Origin of the sequence: Micromonospora sp. NPDC049836 (genome assembly GCF_044465125.1) — a bacterium.
Taxonomy (GTDB): Bacteria; Actinomycetota; Actinomycetes; order Mycobacteriales; family Micromonosporaceae; genus Micromonospora.
On the sequence record NZ_JBITLH010000005.1, the window covers coordinates 399,208 to 414,058 of the forward strand.

Sequence of the window (14,851 nt, forward strand, 5' to 3'; positions counted from 1 at the left end):
TCGGGCCGGCCGGCCCGACCGGAGGGATACGGACGGGACGGGATGGCATGGGACCGGTGTGGCGGGTCGCGGACGTACGTGCGGCGGAGGCCGGCCTGATGGCCACCGTCCCGCCCGGGACGCTGATGCAGCGGGCCGCGGCCGGGCTGGCCCGCCGGTGCGCGCTGCTGCTCGCCGACCGCTTCGCCCCGCACCGGCCGGGTCGCGGTGCCGCGAGCGGGGTCTACGGCGCCCGGGTGCTGCTGCTGGTCGGCTCCGGGGACAACGGCGGCGACGCGCTCTACGCGGGCGCGCGGCTGGCCCGGCGGGGCGCGGCGGTCGCCGCCCTGCTGCTCACCCCGGGCCGGGCACACGCCGAAGGGCTGGCCGCGTTCCGGGCCGCCGGTGGGCGGGTGGTCGACCGGCCGCCGGCCGTGGTGGACCTGGTGCTCGACGGCATCGTGGGGATCGGCGGCACCGGCGGGCTGCGGGAGACCGCCGACCAGCTCGCCGCGAGCCTGGCCGGGCGGATCGGACGGGACGGCGCGCGGGCCACGGTGGTCGCGGTCGACGTGCCCAGCGGCGTGGTGGTGGACACCGGCCACGTGCCGCTGACCGACTCCGGCCGGCCCTGCGCGGTGCACGCCGACGTGACGGTGGCCTTCGGCGCGCTGAAGCCGGCCCTGGTGGTCGGCCCGGCCGCCACGCTCGCCGGCCATGTCGAGCTGGTCGACATCGGCCTGGGCCCGTGGCTGCGGGCGGCGCCGGCGCTGCGCGTCGTCGAACGGTCGGACGTCATCGACTGGTGGCCCCGGCTCGGCCCGTCGTCGGAGAAGTACAGCCGGGGCGTGGTCGGGGTGGCGACCGGCTCGGCCACCTATCCGGGCGCGGCCGTGCTCTCCGTGGGCGGCGCGCTGGCCGGTCCCACCGGCATGGTCCGGTACGCGGGCGGCGCCCGGGCGGAGGTGCTGCACCAGCATCCGTCGGTGATCGCCACCGGGCGGGTCGCCGACGCGGGCCGGGTGCAGGCCTGGGTCTGCGGCTCCGGGCTGGGCACCGGCGAGGAGTCCGTGGCCGAGCTGCGCGCGGTGCTCGCCGCGCCGGTGCCGGTGGTGCTCGACGCGGACGCGCTCACCCTGCTGGTCGACGGCAAGATGGCCGACCGGCTGCGGGACCGGGACGCCCCGATCGTGGTGACCCCGCACGACCGGGAGTACGCCCGGCTCTGCGGCGAGACCCCGGGGGCGGACCGGGTGGCGGCGGCGCAGCGGCTGGCCGCCTGGATGAACGCCGTGGTGCTGCTCAAGGGGGACCGCACGATCGTCGCCACCCCGGACGGCCGGGCGTACGTCAACCCGACCGGCACCCCGGCGCTGGCCACCGGGGGCACCGGGGACGTGCTGGCCGGGTTGCTCGGCTCGCTGCTCGCCGCCGGGCTGGCGCCCGAGCGGGCGGCGGCCGCGGCGGCGTACCTGCACGGGCTGGCCGGCCGGGAGGCGGCCCGCGGCGGTCCGGTGACCGCGCCCGACGTGGCGACCGCCCTCCGCCCGGTGATCGCCGGCCTGGGCTGACCGCGCCACCCGCGCCGGCCCGGCCGCGCCACCCGCGCCGACCCGGCCGCGCGGCTCAGGGCCACCGAGATCACCGGCGGAAGTAGGCTGGGGGCATGTGGCAGTCGGAGGTGCGCGTCGACCTGGACGCGATCCGGGAGAACGTGGCCCGGCTCAAGTCGGGAACGAGCGCCGAGCTGATGGCGGTGGTGAAGGGCGACGGCTACGGCCACGGCATGCTCCCGGCCGCCCGGGCGGCCCTCGACGCGGGCGCCGACTGGCTCGGGGTCTGCACCCTCGACGAGGCGCTCACCCTGCGCCAGCAGGGCGTCAGCGCGCCGGTGCTGGCCTGGCTGCTCGACCCGGGCCTGCCGCTGCACGACGGCGTCGCGGTCGGCGTGGACCTGGGCTGCGCCAGCCTCGCCCAGCTCGACGAGATGATCGAGGCGGGCCGGCGGGCGGACCGCCCGGCGCGGATCCACCTGAAGATCGACACCGGGCTGGCGCGTGGCGGCGCCACCGTCGCCGACTGGCCGGCGCTGCTGGAGGCCGCCGCGAAGGCCCAGGCCGACGGCCTGGTCGAGGTGGTCGGGGTGTGGAGCCACTTCGTGTACGCCGACTCGCCCGGCCACCCCACCACGGACCGCCAGCTGGCCGTCTTCCACGAGGGGCTGGAGATGGTGGAACGGGCCGGCCTGCGCCCCCGCTACCGGCACCTGGCCAACTCGGCCGCCACCCTGACCCGCCGGGACACCCACTTCGACCTGGTCCGGCCCGGTCTGGCCGTCTACGGCCTGTCGCCGGTCGCCGGCGAGCAGTTCGGGCTGCGCCCGGCGATGACCGCCCGGGCCCGGGTGATGCTCACCAAGCGGGTCCCGCCCGGCACCGGCGTCTCCTACGGCCACACCTACCTCACCGAGGCCGAGAGCAACCTGGCCGTGGTCCCGCTCGGCTACGCCGACGGGGTGCCCCGGCACGCCTCGAACACCGGCCCGGTCCAGCTCGCCGGCAAGCGGCGGACGATCTCCGGCCGGGTCTGCATGGACCAGTTCGTGATCGACTGCGGCGACGACGAGGTGGCCGCCGGTGACGTGGCGACCCTCTTCGGCAGCGGTGCCGACGGCGAGCCCACCGCCGACGACTGGGCCGAGGCGGTCGGCACCATCAACTACGAGATCGTCACCCGCTTCGGCGGTGTGCGGGTGCCCCGGGTCTACGACGGCGAACGGCCGTGAGCGCGAGGAGTGAGCCGGGGTTGCGAGCCCCGCAGTCGCGAACCAGGGTGGCGCCGTGAGCGCGAGGAGTGAGCCGGGGTTGCGAGCCCCGCAGTCGCGAACCAGGGTGGCGCCGTGAGTGCGAGGAGTGAGCCGGGGTTGCGAGCCCCGCAGTCGCGAACCGAAGGATGCCCCGTGAGCGCGAGGAGTGAGCCGGGGTTGCGAGCCCCGCAGTCGCGAACAATGGACGCACCGTGAGTCCGCGGTTCCGGGTGCCCCGGCCGCGGACCGCCGCCGGCCGGGTCGCCGGGGTGGTCGGCGCCGCCGTCGGCGTCGCCGCCGCGGGGCTCGCCGCCGGCGTGGTGAGCGAGCGGGTCCTGGTCCGCCGGTTCAAGAACGACCCCACCGACCGGTACGCCGGCGAGGTCTTCGACCAGCAGCCGTACGACCGGGCGTTCCTGGTGGAGATGCCGGACGGCACCGACATCCAGGTGGAGGTGGTCGAGCCGACCCGGCCGGTCGCCGGGCACCCGACGGTGGTGCTGGTGCACGGCTTCTGCCTGGACATGGGGACGTTCCACTTCCAGCGCAAGATGCTCGCCGCCCGGGGTGACTACCGGGTCGTCGCGTACGACCAGCCCGGGCACGGCCGGTCGGGGCGGTTGGAGACCGGTGACTACGACCTGGCCACGCTGGGCGGGACGCTGCGTCGGGTGATCGACGAGGTGGTTCCGGAGGGTCCGCTGGTGCTCGTCGGCCACTCCATGGGCGGGATGACGATCATGGCGTTGGCCGAGCTGTACCCGGAGCTGTTCGGCGACCGGGTGGTCGGCACCGTGCTGATGGCCACCTCGGGCGGCCTGCTCGCCGAGACCAAGCTGGTCGCCCCGGCGCTGCTCGGCCGGGTCGGCGCGCCGGTGCTCTACATGATGAGCAACGCCACCCGGTACGGCGGCACGGTGATCGACAAGGCGCGGCAGTCCACCACCAACGTCGCCTGGCTGCTCACCCGCAAGTACGGCTTCGGCACCCCGAAGCCGAGCGCCGCCCTGGTCTCGTACGTCGAGACGATGAACTCGCGTACCTCCGCCGACACGGTCACCCGGTATCTGCGGACCCTGGCCACCCACTCCCGGTTCCCGGCGCTGGCCGCGCTGGCCGGTACGCCGGTGCTGGTGATCGTGGGGGACAAGGACATGATCACGCCGGTGACCCACTCCGAGGAGATCGTCCGGCGGCTGCCGCACGCCGAGTTCGTCAAGATCCACGACAGTGGGCACGTGGTGATGCTGGAGCACGCCGACGAGGTGAACGCGGCGCTGCAACGGTTCCTGGAGGCGCTGTGAGCGTGCTGGTGGAGCTGAAGACGGTCGACGACACCCACGACTTCGGCCGCCGGCTGGCCGGGCTGCTGCGCCCGGGCGACCTGCTGCTGCTCAGCGGCCCGCTCGGGGCCGGCAAGACGGCGCTGACCCAGGGCATCGGCGCCGGCCTGGGCGTACGCGGCGACATCACCTCGCCGACCTTCGTGATCGCCCGGGTGCACCGGCCCGACCCGGCCCGGGGCGGCCGGGTGACCCTGGTGCACGCCGACGCGTACCGGTTGGGGGAGTCCGCCGACCCGCGCGCCGAGATCGACGACCTCGACCTGGACGCCTCGGTCGACGAGGCGGTCACCGTGGTGGAGTGGGGCGAGGGCATGGTGGAGCAGCTGGTCGACGCCCACCTGCGGATCCGGATCGACCGGCGGGACGACGACACCCGGGTGGTGAGCCTGGAACCGGTCGGTGGCGACTGGGCGCGCCGGCTGGCCACCCTGGACTGACGGCTGTCGTACCGGCTGCCTACAGTGCCGGGGACCGATCCGACCGCTGAAAGGCTGCCGATGCCCGACGACGCTCCCACCCTCGACCTGCTGGCGCTGCTGCCCGACGCCTGGCGCGCGGTGCTCACCCCGCACCTGGATCCGGCGCGCACCGCGGCGCTCGCCCAGTTCGTCGCCCGGGAGTACGCCGTCCGGACCGTCTTTCCGCCGGTCGAGGACCTGTTCTCCGCCTACCGGCTGTGCGACCCCGCGCAGACCCGGGTGCTGATCCTCGGGCAGGACCCGTACCACAAGGCGGGGCAGGCGCACGGGCTGAGCTTCAGCGTGCGGGAGGGGGTGACGGTGCCGCCGTCGCTGCGCAACGTCTTCAAGGAGCTGGCCGAGGACCTGGGTGTGCCGAAGCCGCGCAGCGGCAACCTGAACGGCTGGGCCGCGCAGGGCGTGCTGCTGCTCAACTCGGTGCTCACGGTTCGGGAGGCCACCCCCGGCTCGCACGCCAACCAGGGGTGGGAGGAGTTCACCGACGCGACCATCCGGGCCTTGGACGGCCTCGACCAGCGGGTGGTCTTCCTGCTCTGGGGCGGGTACGCCCGCAAGAAGGCCGCCCTGGTCACCAACCCGCGGCACGTGGTGCTGGAGGCGGGCCACCCGAGCCCGATGAACCCGCGCGGCTTCCTGGGCAGCCGCCCGTTCAGCGCCGCGAACAAGGCCCTCGCCGACGCCGGGCTGCCCACCATCGACTGGGAGCGCTCAGCCGGCTGACCGGACGGCTGGCGCGGCGTCGGATTTCAGCGGGCTGAGCCGAGCGCGTGGCGCCGGGTTTCAGCGGGCTGAGCCGACCGCGCGTGGCGCCGGGTTTCAGCGGGCTGGGCCGAGCGCGCGTGGCGCCGGGTTTCAGCGGGCTGGGCCGCGCGCGGCCGGCGCGGCGCCGAGGCGCTGCCGGTGGCGGCGGAGCAGGTCGGCGGCGCGCCGGTCGGTCAGCTCCACCTGGATCAGCGGCTCGACCCGGTAGCTGCGCTCGCCGTGCCGCACCTCCACCGGCTCGGGCAGCTCGTCGCACATCCGGGCCCGCAGCTCGCCCTGGCGGGTCTGCCAGCGGTGCTCGCCCGGTTCCTCCGGCTCGAGCCGCAACCCGCCCCACTCCTCCCAGCGGGCGTTCCAGCGCAGCCCGTACTCCCGCTCGAGAAAGGCGGTGAGGCGGGCCGCGTCCCGCCAGCGCACCGCTACCTCGACGGCCGCCACGGGTAGCGGGACGCCCTGGAGTAACGCCGCCGTCGCTCCGGTCAGCACGTACGGCAGCTCGCCCAGGGCGTCGAGCGTCCGGTCCAACCCCAGCTCGTCGAGCCGCTCCGCCAGCGGCCGTCCGGCCAGGCCGGCGAGCGCGGCGTCGAGGTGGCTGTCCAGCGGCTCCACCGCCAGCCGGAGCTGCTGTCCGAGCGCGGCGAAGAGTCGTTCCACCACCGGCAGGCTCGGCACCCGGTCGCCCCGCTCGATCCGGGCGACCGTGCCCTGGCTCAGCCCGGCCAGGTCGGCCAGGCGCCGCTGGGTGAGTTCCCGGCGCTCCCGCTCGTCCCGCAGCGCGGCGGCGATCTGCCGGGTCAGTCTGCTGTCAGGCATCCCTGGATGATGGACGAGCAATTTTCCGCGATATGCCTCTCAGTCATCTTTATGCCTCTGCGGCATATCGATAAGAAGCTCGGTGTCGGCTGGGCGCCCGTCACACTCCGCAACGCCCGCCGACGCACCGCCGGCCCCGCTCTCGGCGGGCCGAGCGGCCGCTTTCGCGGCCGGCTCGGCCCGCCGGCTCGGCCCGCCGGCTCGGCCCGCCGGCTCGGCCCGCCGGCTCGGCCCGCCGGCTCGGCCCGCCGGCTCGGTCCGCCGGCTCGGTCCGCCGGCTCGGTCCGCCGGCTCGGTCCGCCGGCTCGGTCCGCCGGCTCGGTCCGCCGGCTCGGTCCGCCGGCTCGTCGGGCGCGCGAGCTCGGCTCCGCGCGGCGCAGGCGGGGGGCGGTGGGGGAGCAGCTCACCGGTGGGCGTCTCGTGGGGACAGGCCGTGACCGGCGGTGACCGGAGGGCGGCTACTCTGGCTTACCGTGCTCGTACTCGTGGTGGACTCCTCGACGCCCGCGGTGACCGCGGCCCTGGTCGAGGTCTCGGCAGACGGCGTGGGGGCCCGCGCCCAGCGGTGCACCGTCGACGCCCGGGCGCACGGCGAACTGCTCGCCCCGCAGGTCGACGCGGTGCTGGCCGACGCCGGCGCCCGCCCCGCCGACCTGGCCGCGATCGTGGCCGGGCTCGGCCCGGGGCCGTTCACCGGGCTGCGGGTCGGCCTGGTCACCGCCGCCACCATGGGCCAGGTGCTCGACGTCCCCACCTACGGGGTCTGCTCGCTGGACGCGATCGGGCACCCGGCGGCCGCCGGCGAGCCGGTGCTGGCCGCGAGCGACGCGCGCCGGCGCGAGATCTACTGGGCCGTCTACGACGGCGCCGGCCAGCGGATCGCCGGCCCGAACGTGGACACCCCGGCGGTCGCCGCCGAGCGGGCCCGGGAACTGGCCGTCACGGTCGCGGTCGGTGACGGCGCCCACCGGTACGCGGACGTCCTCGGTCTGCCGGTCCGTGCCGAGCCGCGGTACCCGGACCCGACGGCGCTGGCCCGGCTCGCCGCCGAGCGGGTCCGTGCGGGCGCCCCCGGTGAGCCGCTCACCCCGCTCTACCTGCGCCGCCCGGACGCCGTCGCGGCCACCGGCCACAAGCCGGTCCTCCCGTGAGCGCGAGGAGTGAGCCGGGCTTGCGAGCCCCGCAGTCGCGAACGAAGGTGGCGCCGTGAGCGCGAGGAGTGAGCCGGGCTTGCGAGCCCCGCAGTCGCGAACAAAGGTGGCGCCGTGAGCGCGAGGAGTGAGCCGGGCCTGCACCTCGACCGGTTCCGGTGGTGGCACATCGAGCAGGTGCTGCCGATCGAGGCGGACGCCTTCGGCGCCGACCAGTGGTCCCCCGCGATGTTCTGGAACGAGCTGGCCAACGGGCACTTCTACCGGGTGGCCGTGGACGACGACGGCACGGTGCTCGGCTACGCCGGGCTGACCGTGGCCCTGCCCGACGAGGCCTGGGTGCAGACCATCGCGGTCCGCCGGGACGTCCAGCGGCGGGGCATCGGCCGCCGCCTGCTGGAGGCGTTGCTCGCCGAGGCGGCCCGGCTCGGCGCGCGCAGCACGCTGCTGGAGGTGGCCGCCGACAACGCCCCGGCGCAGCGGCTCTACGCGACGTACGGCTTCGAGCCGATCGGCGTGCGTCGCGGCTACTACCAATCGAGCAACACCGACGCGCTGGTCATGCAGCGCAACGAGGACTGACGAGCATGGCTGACGAATCCCTGATCCTCGGCATCGAGACCTCCTGCGACGAGACCGGGGTGGGCATCGTCCGCGGGCACACCCTGCTCGCCGACGCGCTGGCCTCCAGCGTCGAGGAGCACGCCCGGTTCGGCGGCGTGGTGCCCGAGGTGGCCAGCCGGGCCCACCTGGAGGCCATCGTGCCGACCATGGAGCGGGCGTTGACCGAGGCCGGCGTGACGATCGCGGACATCGACGCGATCGCGGTCACCGCCGGGCCGGGCCTGGCCGGCGCGCTGCTCGTCGGGGTCGCCGCCGCCAAGGGGTACGCGGTCGCCGCCGAGAAGCCGGTGTACGGGGTCAACCACCTGGCCGCGCACGTCGCGGTGGACACCCTTGAGCACGGCCCGCTGCCCGCGCCGTCGATCGCCCTGCTGGTCTCCGGCGGGCACTCCTCGCTGCTGCGGGTGGACGACCTCGCCCGGGAGGTCACCCCGCTCGGCTCGACCATCGACGACGCGGCCGGCGAGGCGTTCGACAAGGTGGCCCGCCTACTCGGCCTGCCCTTCCCCGGCGGCCCCTTCATCGACCGGGAGGCCCGCGCCGGCGACCCCGCGGCGATCGCCTTCCCGCGCGGGCTGACCGCCGCCAAGGACCTGGCCGGGCACCGGTACGACTTCTCCTTCTCCGGCCTGAAGACGGCGGTGGCCCGCTGGGTGGAGGCGCGGCAGCGGGCCGGCGAGCCGGTCCCGGTCGCCGACGTGGCCGCGTCCTTCCAGGAGGCGGTCTGCGACGTGCTGGTCGGCAAGGCCCTGGACGCCTGCCGGACCAGCGGCATCGATACCCTCGTGATCGGCGGCGGGGTGGCGGCCAACTCCCGGCTGCGGGCGATGGCCGAGCACCGGGCCGCGAAGCACGGCATCCGGGTGCGTACGCCCCGGCCGGGGCTCTGCACCGACAACGGGGCGATGGTGGCCGCGCTCGGCTCGCACCTGGTCGCCGCCGGCGTCGCGCCCAGCCGCCTGGACCTGCCCGCCGACTCGGCGATGCCGCTGACCGTGGTCAGTGTCTGAGGCGGAAGGGAACGACGTGATCGTCCGGATGTGGGAGGCGAAGGCCGAGCCGTACGGCTTCGCGGACCTGATCACCTGGGTCTGCGAGACCGCGCTGCCCGAGTTCGAGCACGACCCGCTGCACCTGTCCAGCGAGGTGTTCTCCTCCACCGACCACCGGCTGGTGGTCATCTCGAAGTGGCGGAGCAGCCCCCGAGCCCTGCCGGAGCCGCCGCCCACCCTGGTCGCCCGCCCCCCGCACAGTTGGGACTTCACCCAGGTCGACCGCTGATCCGGCCGGCCGGGCGGCCGGAAACTGGTTGGCGCCCGCCCCGGCCCGGCACCTAGCGTCGGGTGGTCATGCGCTTCGCACCGGCCGGTGACCCCGGCACCCCCGACGCCCGGTCCGCCACCCGTTACCTGGTCTGGCTCGCCGGACGGCAGCCGCTGATCTTCGGCGGCGCCATCGCCCTCGGGGTCACCTGGATGGTGGCCCAGGCACTGATGCCGGCCGCGGTCGGCCGGGCCGTCGACGCCGGCCTCACCCAGCGCGACCCGGACGCCCTCCTCCGCTGGGGCCTCGTGCTGCTCGGGCTGGGCGTCGTCCAGGCGATCGCCGGCATCCTGCGGCACCGCTGCGCGGTGCACAACTGGCTCGCGGCCGCCTACCGGACCGTGCAGCTCACCGTGGAGGCCACCAACCGGTTGGGCGCCGCGCTGCCCCGCCGGGTCGCCGCCGGCGAGGTGGTGAGCATCGGTACGGCCGACATCGAGCACATCGGCAGCGCGGTGGACATCACCGCCCGGGGCGCCGGCGCGGTGGTCGCCATCGGCACCGTGTCGGTGATCCTGCTCACCGCGTCGGTGCCGCTCGGTCTCGTGGTGGTGCTCGGGGTGCCGCTGCTCATGGCGCTGGTGGCGCTGCTGATCCGGCCGCTGCACCGGCAGCAGGCCGCGTACCGGGAGTCGACCGGCGAGCTGACCGCCCGGGCCGCCGACATCGTCTCCGGGCTGCGGGTGCTGCGCGGGGTGGGCGGCGAGCCGGTGCTGGGCGCCCGCTACCGGGAGCAGTCCCAGACGTTGCGCGCGGACGGCCTGCGGGTGGCCCGGGTGGAGTCGCTGCTCCAGGCGGCGCAGATCCTGCTGCCCGGCGTCTTCGTGGTGCTGGTGACCTGGCTCGGGGCGCGGTTCGCGCTGCGCGGCGAGATCAGCGCCGGCCAGCTCGTCTCCTTCTACGGCTACACCGCGTTCCTGGTCAGCCCGCTGCGCAACCTCACCGAGGCGGCCGACAAGATGGCCCGGGGGCACGTGGCGGCCCGCCGGGTGGTGCGGCTGCTCCGCCTCGCCCCCGAGTTCACCGACCCGGCCCGCCCGGTGCCGGTGCCCGCCGGGCCGGGCGAGCTGGTGGACGTGCGGTCCGGGGTGGTGCTGCGGCCGGGCCGGCTCACCGCGCTGGCCGCCACCAGCCCCGAGGAGGCGGTCGAGATCGCCGACCGGCTCGGCCGGTACGCCGACGGGGACGTGACGCTGCACGGCGTACCGCTGCGGGACGTGGCGCTGGCGACGGTGCGCGAGCGGATCCTGGTGGCCGACAACGACGCGCAGCTCTTCAGCGGCACGCTCCGCGCCGAGCTTGACCCGCACGACCGGGGCGACCGCCCGGCGGTCGAGGCGGCGCTGGTCGCGGCGAGCGCGACCGACATCGTCGAGGCGCTCCCGGGCGGCCTGGACGGCGCGGTCGCCGAGCGCGGCCGGGAGTTCTCCGGCGGGCAACGGCAGCGGCTGCGGCTGGCCCGGGCGCTGGTCGCCGACCCGGAGACGCTGATCCTGGTCGAGCCGACCAGCGCGGTGGACACCCACACCGAGGCGCGGATCGCCGACCGGCTGCCGGCGGCCCGGCGCGGCCGGACCACGCTGGTCTGCACCACCAGCCCGCTGATGCTGGGCCGCGCCGAGCAGGTGATCTTCGTGGAGGACGGCAAGGTGGTCGCCGAGGGACGGCACGACGAGCTGCTCGCCGCCGAGCCCCGGTACCGGGCCACGGTGAGCCGGGAGGAGGAGCGGTGAGCAACGCCCTGCCCGTCGCCGACGCGCGGCAGGTCCGCCGGTACGCCCGGGAGCTGGCCCGCCGGCACCCGCGCGCCCTGGCCGCCGCGCTCGGCCTGCACGCGCTCGCCGCGGCCGCCGGCCTGGTCGCGCCCCGGCTCCTCGGCGACCTGGTCGAGGGCATCTCGCGCGGGGTCGGCGCGGTCACCGTCGACCGGATCGCGCTGGCCATCGCCGGCTTCGTGATCGCCCAGTCGGTGCTGGTCCGCTTCGCCCACCTGGCCTCGGCCCGGCTCGGCGAGCGGGTCCTCGCGGAGCTGCGCGAGGAGTTCGTCGACCGGGTGCTCGCCCTGCCGCTCTCCACGGTGGAGCGGGCCGGTACGGGCGACCTGCTCACCCGCACCTCCCGGGACGTCGCGGCGCTGTCCCGGACGGTCCGGTTCGCCGCCCCGGAGACGCTGATCGCCGGGGTCACCGTGCTGCTGATCCTCGGCGCGCTGGTGCTGACCGGCCCGCTGCTGGTGCTGCCCTGCGTGTTCGTGGTGCCGCTGCTGGTGGCCGGCACCCGCTGGTACCTGCGCCGGGCGCCGGCGGGGTACCTGCGGGAGAACGCCGCGTACTCCGACATCACCGACGGGCTCAGCGAGACGGCCGAGGGGGCCCGGACCACCGAGGCGCTGCGCCAGCAGGCCCGCCGCCGCGCCCGCACCGCCACCGACATCCGCCGGTCGTACGCGGCCGAGTACTACACGTTGCAGCTGCGGACGGTCTTCTTCCCGATCGCCGAGATCGGCTACCTGCTGCCGGTGGCCGGCACCCTGCTGCTCGGCGGCTGGTTCTACCTGAAGGGCTGGGCCAGCCTCGGGCAGGTCACCGCCGCGACCCTCTACGCCCAGCAACTGGTCGACCCGGTCGACCGGCTGCTCTCCTGGCTGGACGAGTTCCAGGTCGGCGGCGCCTCGCTGGCCCGGCTGCTCGGGGTGGCGGCCGAGCCCGCCGACCGGCCGGCGCCGGCCGGCGCCCCGTCCCCGGTGCGGCCCGCGACGACCGACGGCCGGCTGGCCGCCCACGACGTCCGCTACGCGTACCGGGCCGGCCACGACGTGCTGCACGGGGTGACCCTGGTGCCCCGGCCGGGGGAGAAGCTGGCCATGGTGGGCCCGTCCGGGGCGGGCAAGTCGACCCTGGGCCGGCTGCTGGCCGGGGTGCACGCGCCACGGTCGGGCGCCGTGACGGTGGACGGCCGGCCGCTCACCGAGCTGCCCCTGGCCGACCTGCGCGGCCACGTCGCGCTGGTCAGCCAGGAGCATTACGTCTTCATCGGCACCCTGGCCGAGAACGTGGCGATGGTCCGCCCGGACGCCGACCCGGCGCGGATCCGCGCCGCGCTGGCCGCGGTCGACGCGCTGGACTGGGCGGCGGCGCTGCCGGACGGGCTGGACACCCGGGTCGGTGCGGGCGGGCATCCGCTCTCCCCGGCCCAGGCGCAGCAGCTCGCGCTGGCCCGGCTGGTGCTCGCCGATCCGCACACCCTGGTGCTCGACGAGGCCACCTCGCTGATCGACCCGCGGGCCGCCCGGGCCCTGGAACGCTCGCTGGCCGCGGTGCTGTCGGGCCGGACCGTCATCGCGATCGCGCACCGGCTCTTCTCGGCGCACGACGCGGACCGGGTGGCGGTGGTCGAGGACGGCCGGATCACCGAGCTGGGTTCGCACGACGAACTGGTCGCGGCCGGCGGCTCGTACGCGGCCCTCTGGCGGTCCTGGCATGGCTGACCGGGGTGGGCCGGCGCTCCCGGTCGACGCGGTCCGCCGTGCCGGGGGCGCCGGCCCACCACCTCAGGTGCGGCGCAGGATGCGCCAGGTCGCGTAGCCGCCGGTGAGCAGGGCGAGCAGGAAGACCGCCCAGACCACGGTGGTGCTGACCTGCACCCCGCCGCCGGTGCCGACGTTGGCCGCGGCGGCGGCGACCAGCGAGTCGCTCTGCGCCGGGGGCAGCGCGGCGGGCGGGAGCTGCTGCCAGCGGACCAGCCCGGTGCTCTCCAACATGGTCATGTGGTCGTTGACGAACGTGTTGGCCTGCTCGGCGAGCTTGCGCACGATCGGGTCCCGGGTGCTCGCCCGGACCGCGCCGATCACCGGGAAGATCTTGCCGTGGGCGACCCGGAGCCGGGTCACGAAGATCTGGTCGAACCGGGCGCCGGTGGCGTTCTGCATCTCGGTGAGCCACCCCTGCTGCTGGGTGGTCGGTGTGGTCGGCAGGGTGGCGCCCAGCTTGTTCGCCGCTTGGACCACGAGCTGGTCCAGGACGGCGTGCTGGCGCGCGATCTCCGCGCCGATCTCGCGTACCCGCTTCGACTGGCCCTTCTCGGCGGCCATCTGACCGGCCGGCATCTCCCAGAGCCCGGCCAGCCGTACCCCGTTGAGCAGGGTCATGTCGGCGGCGTTGAGCTGCTGGCCGGGCGCGGGGGCGGCCATCGCCGTGCCGGGCAGCACGCCGATCCCCGCGACGAGCGCGAGCAGCAGCAGCGCCAGACGGCGGCGGGCGGATTCCAGCGGTGCCATGGTGGGGGTGCCTCCTCGGTCCGGACCGGTACGCGGATGTCGCGGACGGCCGCACCCGCCGGCCGCCCGTCCGCACACTGGTACGGATCACGACCCCGATCAGTTCAGCCGGCGTCCAGGGGGTCGGCGAGGAGGCGTTCGAAGGCCAGCTCGGCGGCCCCGATGAGGGCCGCGTCGTCACCGAGCTTGGGGGTACGCAGCCGGACGTGTTCGAGGCAGGCCGGCAGCCCGTTGGAGTTGAGCCGGCTGCGTACCTGGGCGGCGGCGGCCAGGTAGAGGTCGCGCATGGTGCCGCCGAAGATGACCATTTCCGGGTTGAAGATGTTGACCAGGTTGGCCACCCCGAAGCCGAGCCAGTCGCCGGCCTGCCGGACGGCGGTCTGGGCCCGGGCGTCGCCCCGGTCGGCGGCGTCGAAGACGGCGACCAGCGCGTCCCGGCCCCGGGCGTCGGACCAGCCGGCGGCCCGGAGCAGCCCGTGCTCGCCGATCTCGGTCTCCCAGCAGCCCCGCCGGCCGCAGTCGCAGCGCATCCCGTCGCGGACCACCACCATGTGGCCGACCTCGCCGCTGTAGCCGCCGTGCCCGGTGAGCCGCCGCCCGCCGGCGATGATGCCGGCCCCGACGCCGACGTCCCCGTAGAGGTAGATGACGTTGTCGCAGCCGGCGGCGACGCCCCGGGCGTGTTCGGCGTAGGCGGCCACGTCCGCCACGTTGCCGACCGTGATCGGCACGTCGATGCCCAGCTCGGCGGCGAGGGCCGCGCCGATCGGCTCGTCCACCCAGCCGGTGGTGGGGCTCAGCCGGACCAGCCCGTCCTCCCGGCGGACCATGCCGCAGACGGCCGCCCCGGCGCCGACGCAGACGGAGCCCGGCGGCACCGACTGGTGCATCTCCTTGACCGCGCCGGCCAGCAGCGGGGCGGCCTCGCCGGCGACCAGGTTGCGTGGCCGGTCCAGTTCCCGGCGGTCGAGCACCTCACCGCCGAGTCCGACCCGCGCGGCCCGCAGCCGGTCCACCTCGACGCTGTACGCGTACGCGTAGACCCGGGCCGACTCGGGCCGGACGACCAGCGACGGTCGTCCGGCCCGGCCGGTCTCCTTCGGCGTCCCCTCGCTGACCAGGCCGGCGCCGGCCAGGTCGGCGGTCAGCGCGCCGATGGTGCTGCGGTTGAGCCCGAGCGCGGTGGTCAGCTCGGCGCGGCTGGTGGCACCGTGCACGTGGACGTAGCGGAGCAGCGCGCCCAGGTTCTGCCGGCGGACCTCGTCCTGGCTCGGGCCCGCGCGCATCGCCAA

14 protein-coding genes are annotated in these 14,851 nt (G+C 75.8%); 11 read left to right on the forward strand and 3 right to left on the reverse strand.

What is annotated here, in order from left to right; genetic code table 11:
• Positions 1-47: 47 nt before the first annotated feature.
• From ACIBPB_RS16560 to ung, 5 genes are all read left to right on the forward strand, one after another.
• A complete protein-coding gene (locus ACIBPB_RS16560) occupies positions 48-1,550 on the forward strand; it encodes an NAD(P)H-hydrate dehydratase (protein WP_396840428.1) in 1,503 nt (500 codons plus the stop codon).
• 95 nt (positions 1,551-1,645) lie between these two features.
• Positions 1,646-2,764, forward strand: a complete 1,119-nt coding sequence (gene alr / locus ACIBPB_RS16565) for an alanine racemase (RefSeq protein ID WP_396840429.1) — start codon at positions 1,646-1,648, stop codon at positions 2,762-2,764.
• Between the two features lie 233 nt (positions 2,765-2,997).
• A complete protein-coding gene (locus tag ACIBPB_RS16570; RefSeq protein ID WP_396840430.1) occupies positions 2,998-4,089 on the forward strand; it encodes an alpha/beta fold hydrolase in 1,092 nt (363 codons plus the stop codon).
• The gene (tsaE, locus tag ACIBPB_RS16575) at positions 4,086-4,568 is read left to right on the forward strand and encodes a tRNA (adenosine(37)-N6)-threonylcarbamoyltransferase complex ATPase subunit type 1 TsaE (RefSeq protein WP_396840431.1); all 483 of its coding nucleotides are present in this window, start codon (positions 4,086-4,088) and stop codon (positions 4,566-4,568) included. The genes ACIBPB_RS16570 and tsaE overlap by 4 nt, the downstream gene beginning before the upstream one ends.
• 60 nt (positions 4,569-4,628) lie before the next feature.
• Positions 4,629-5,330 (forward strand): uracil-DNA glycosylase, encoded by a 702-nt coding sequence (gene ung / locus ACIBPB_RS16580; protein ID WP_396840432.1) that lies wholly within the window; start codon positions 4,629-4,631, stop codon positions 5,328-5,330.
• A gap of 132 nt (positions 5,331-5,462) precedes the next feature.
• Here ung and ACIBPB_RS16585 read toward each other — a convergent pair whose 3' ends face one another.
• Positions 5,463-6,185, reverse strand: coding sequence for a helix-turn-helix domain-containing protein (locus ACIBPB_RS16585; protein ID WP_396840434.1), 723 nt, complete (start codon positions 6,183-6,185; stop codon positions 5,463-5,465).
• A gap of 473 nt (positions 6,186-6,658) precedes the next feature.
• On the opposite strand from ACIBPB_RS16585, the gene tsaB reads away from it, so the two are divergent.
• From tsaB to ACIBPB_RS16615, 6 genes are all read left to right on the forward strand, one after another.
• Positions 6,659-7,336, forward strand: coding sequence for a tRNA (adenosine(37)-N6)-threonylcarbamoyltransferase complex dimerization subunit type 1 TsaB (gene tsaB, locus ACIBPB_RS16590; RefSeq protein ID WP_396840435.1), 678 nt, complete (start codon positions 6,659-6,661; stop codon positions 7,334-7,336).
• A 138-nt stretch (positions 7,337-7,474) separates the two neighbouring features.
• Positions 7,475-7,918: a ribosomal protein S18-alanine N-acetyltransferase gene (gene rimI, locus ACIBPB_RS16595; protein WP_396840596.1), complete on the forward strand. Its 444-nt coding sequence runs from the start codon at positions 7,475-7,477 to the stop codon at positions 7,916-7,918.
• 5 nt (positions 7,919-7,923) lie between these two features.
• The gene (tsaD, locus tag ACIBPB_RS16600) at positions 7,924-8,970 is read left to right on the forward strand and encodes a tRNA (adenosine(37)-N6)-threonylcarbamoyltransferase complex transferase subunit TsaD (protein ID WP_396840437.1); all 1,047 of its coding nucleotides are present in this window, start codon (positions 7,924-7,926) and stop codon (positions 8,968-8,970) included.
• 16 nt (positions 8,971-8,986) lie between these two features.
• A complete protein-coding gene (locus tag ACIBPB_RS16605) occupies positions 8,987-9,241 on the forward strand; it encodes a hypothetical protein (RefSeq protein ID WP_396840597.1) in 255 nt (84 codons plus the stop codon).
• 68 nt (positions 9,242-9,309) lie between these two features.
• Complete coding sequence (locus ACIBPB_RS16610; protein WP_396840438.1) at positions 9,310-11,016, forward strand: ABC transporter ATP-binding protein; 1,707 nt, start codon at positions 9,310-9,312, stop codon at positions 11,014-11,016.
• Positions 11,013-12,770, forward strand: a complete 1,758-nt coding sequence (locus tag ACIBPB_RS16615; RefSeq protein ID WP_396840439.1) for an ABC transporter ATP-binding protein — start codon at positions 11,013-11,015, stop codon at positions 12,768-12,770. Before ACIBPB_RS16610 ends, ACIBPB_RS16615 begins: the two co-directional genes overlap by 4 nt.
• A 63-nt stretch (positions 12,771-12,833) precedes the next feature.
• Here ACIBPB_RS16615 and ACIBPB_RS16620 read toward each other — a convergent pair whose 3' ends face one another.
• Complete coding sequence (locus ACIBPB_RS16620; protein ID WP_396840441.1) at positions 12,834-13,559, reverse strand: DUF4142 domain-containing protein; 726 nt, start codon at positions 13,557-13,559, stop codon at positions 12,834-12,836.
• Positions 13,560-13,663: 104 nt separating this feature from the next.
• Complete coding sequence (locus ACIBPB_RS16625) at positions 13,664-14,845, reverse strand: ROK family protein (protein ID WP_396840598.1); 1,182 nt, start codon at positions 14,843-14,845, stop codon at positions 13,664-13,666.
• Positions 14,846-14,851 lie beyond the last annotated feature (6 nt).

Coding starts and splice junctions, on each gene's coding strand:
- ACIBPB_RS16560 (WP_396840428.1), top strand. CDS start 48: ATGGGACCGGTGTGGCGGGTCGCGGACGTACGTGCGGCGGAGGCCGGC.
- ACIBPB_RS16585 (WP_396840434.1), bottom strand. CDS start 6,185: ATGCCTGACAGCAGACTGACCCGGCAGATCGCCGCCGCGCTGCGGGAC.
- ung (WP_396840432.1), top strand. CDS start 4,629: ATGCCCGACGACGCTCCCACCCTCGACCTGCTGGCGCTGCTGCCCGAC.
- ACIBPB_RS16610 (WP_396840438.1), top strand. CDS start 9,310: ATGCGCTTCGCACCGGCCGGTGACCCCGGCACCCCCGACGCCCGGTCC.
- ACIBPB_RS16620 (WP_396840441.1), bottom strand. CDS start 13,559: ATGGCACCGCTGGAATCCGCCCGCCGCCGTCTGGCGCTGCTGCTGCTC.
- alr (WP_396840429.1), top strand. CDS start 1,646: ATGTGGCAGTCGGAGGTGCGCGTCGACCTGGACGCGATCCGGGAGAAC.
- ACIBPB_RS16625 (WP_396840598.1), bottom strand. CDS start 14,845: ATGCGCGCGGGCCCGAGCCAGGACGAGGTCCGCCGGCAGAACCTGGGC.
- tsaD (WP_396840437.1), top strand. CDS start 7,924: ATGGCTGACGAATCCCTGATCCTCGGCATCGAGACCTCCTGCGACGAG.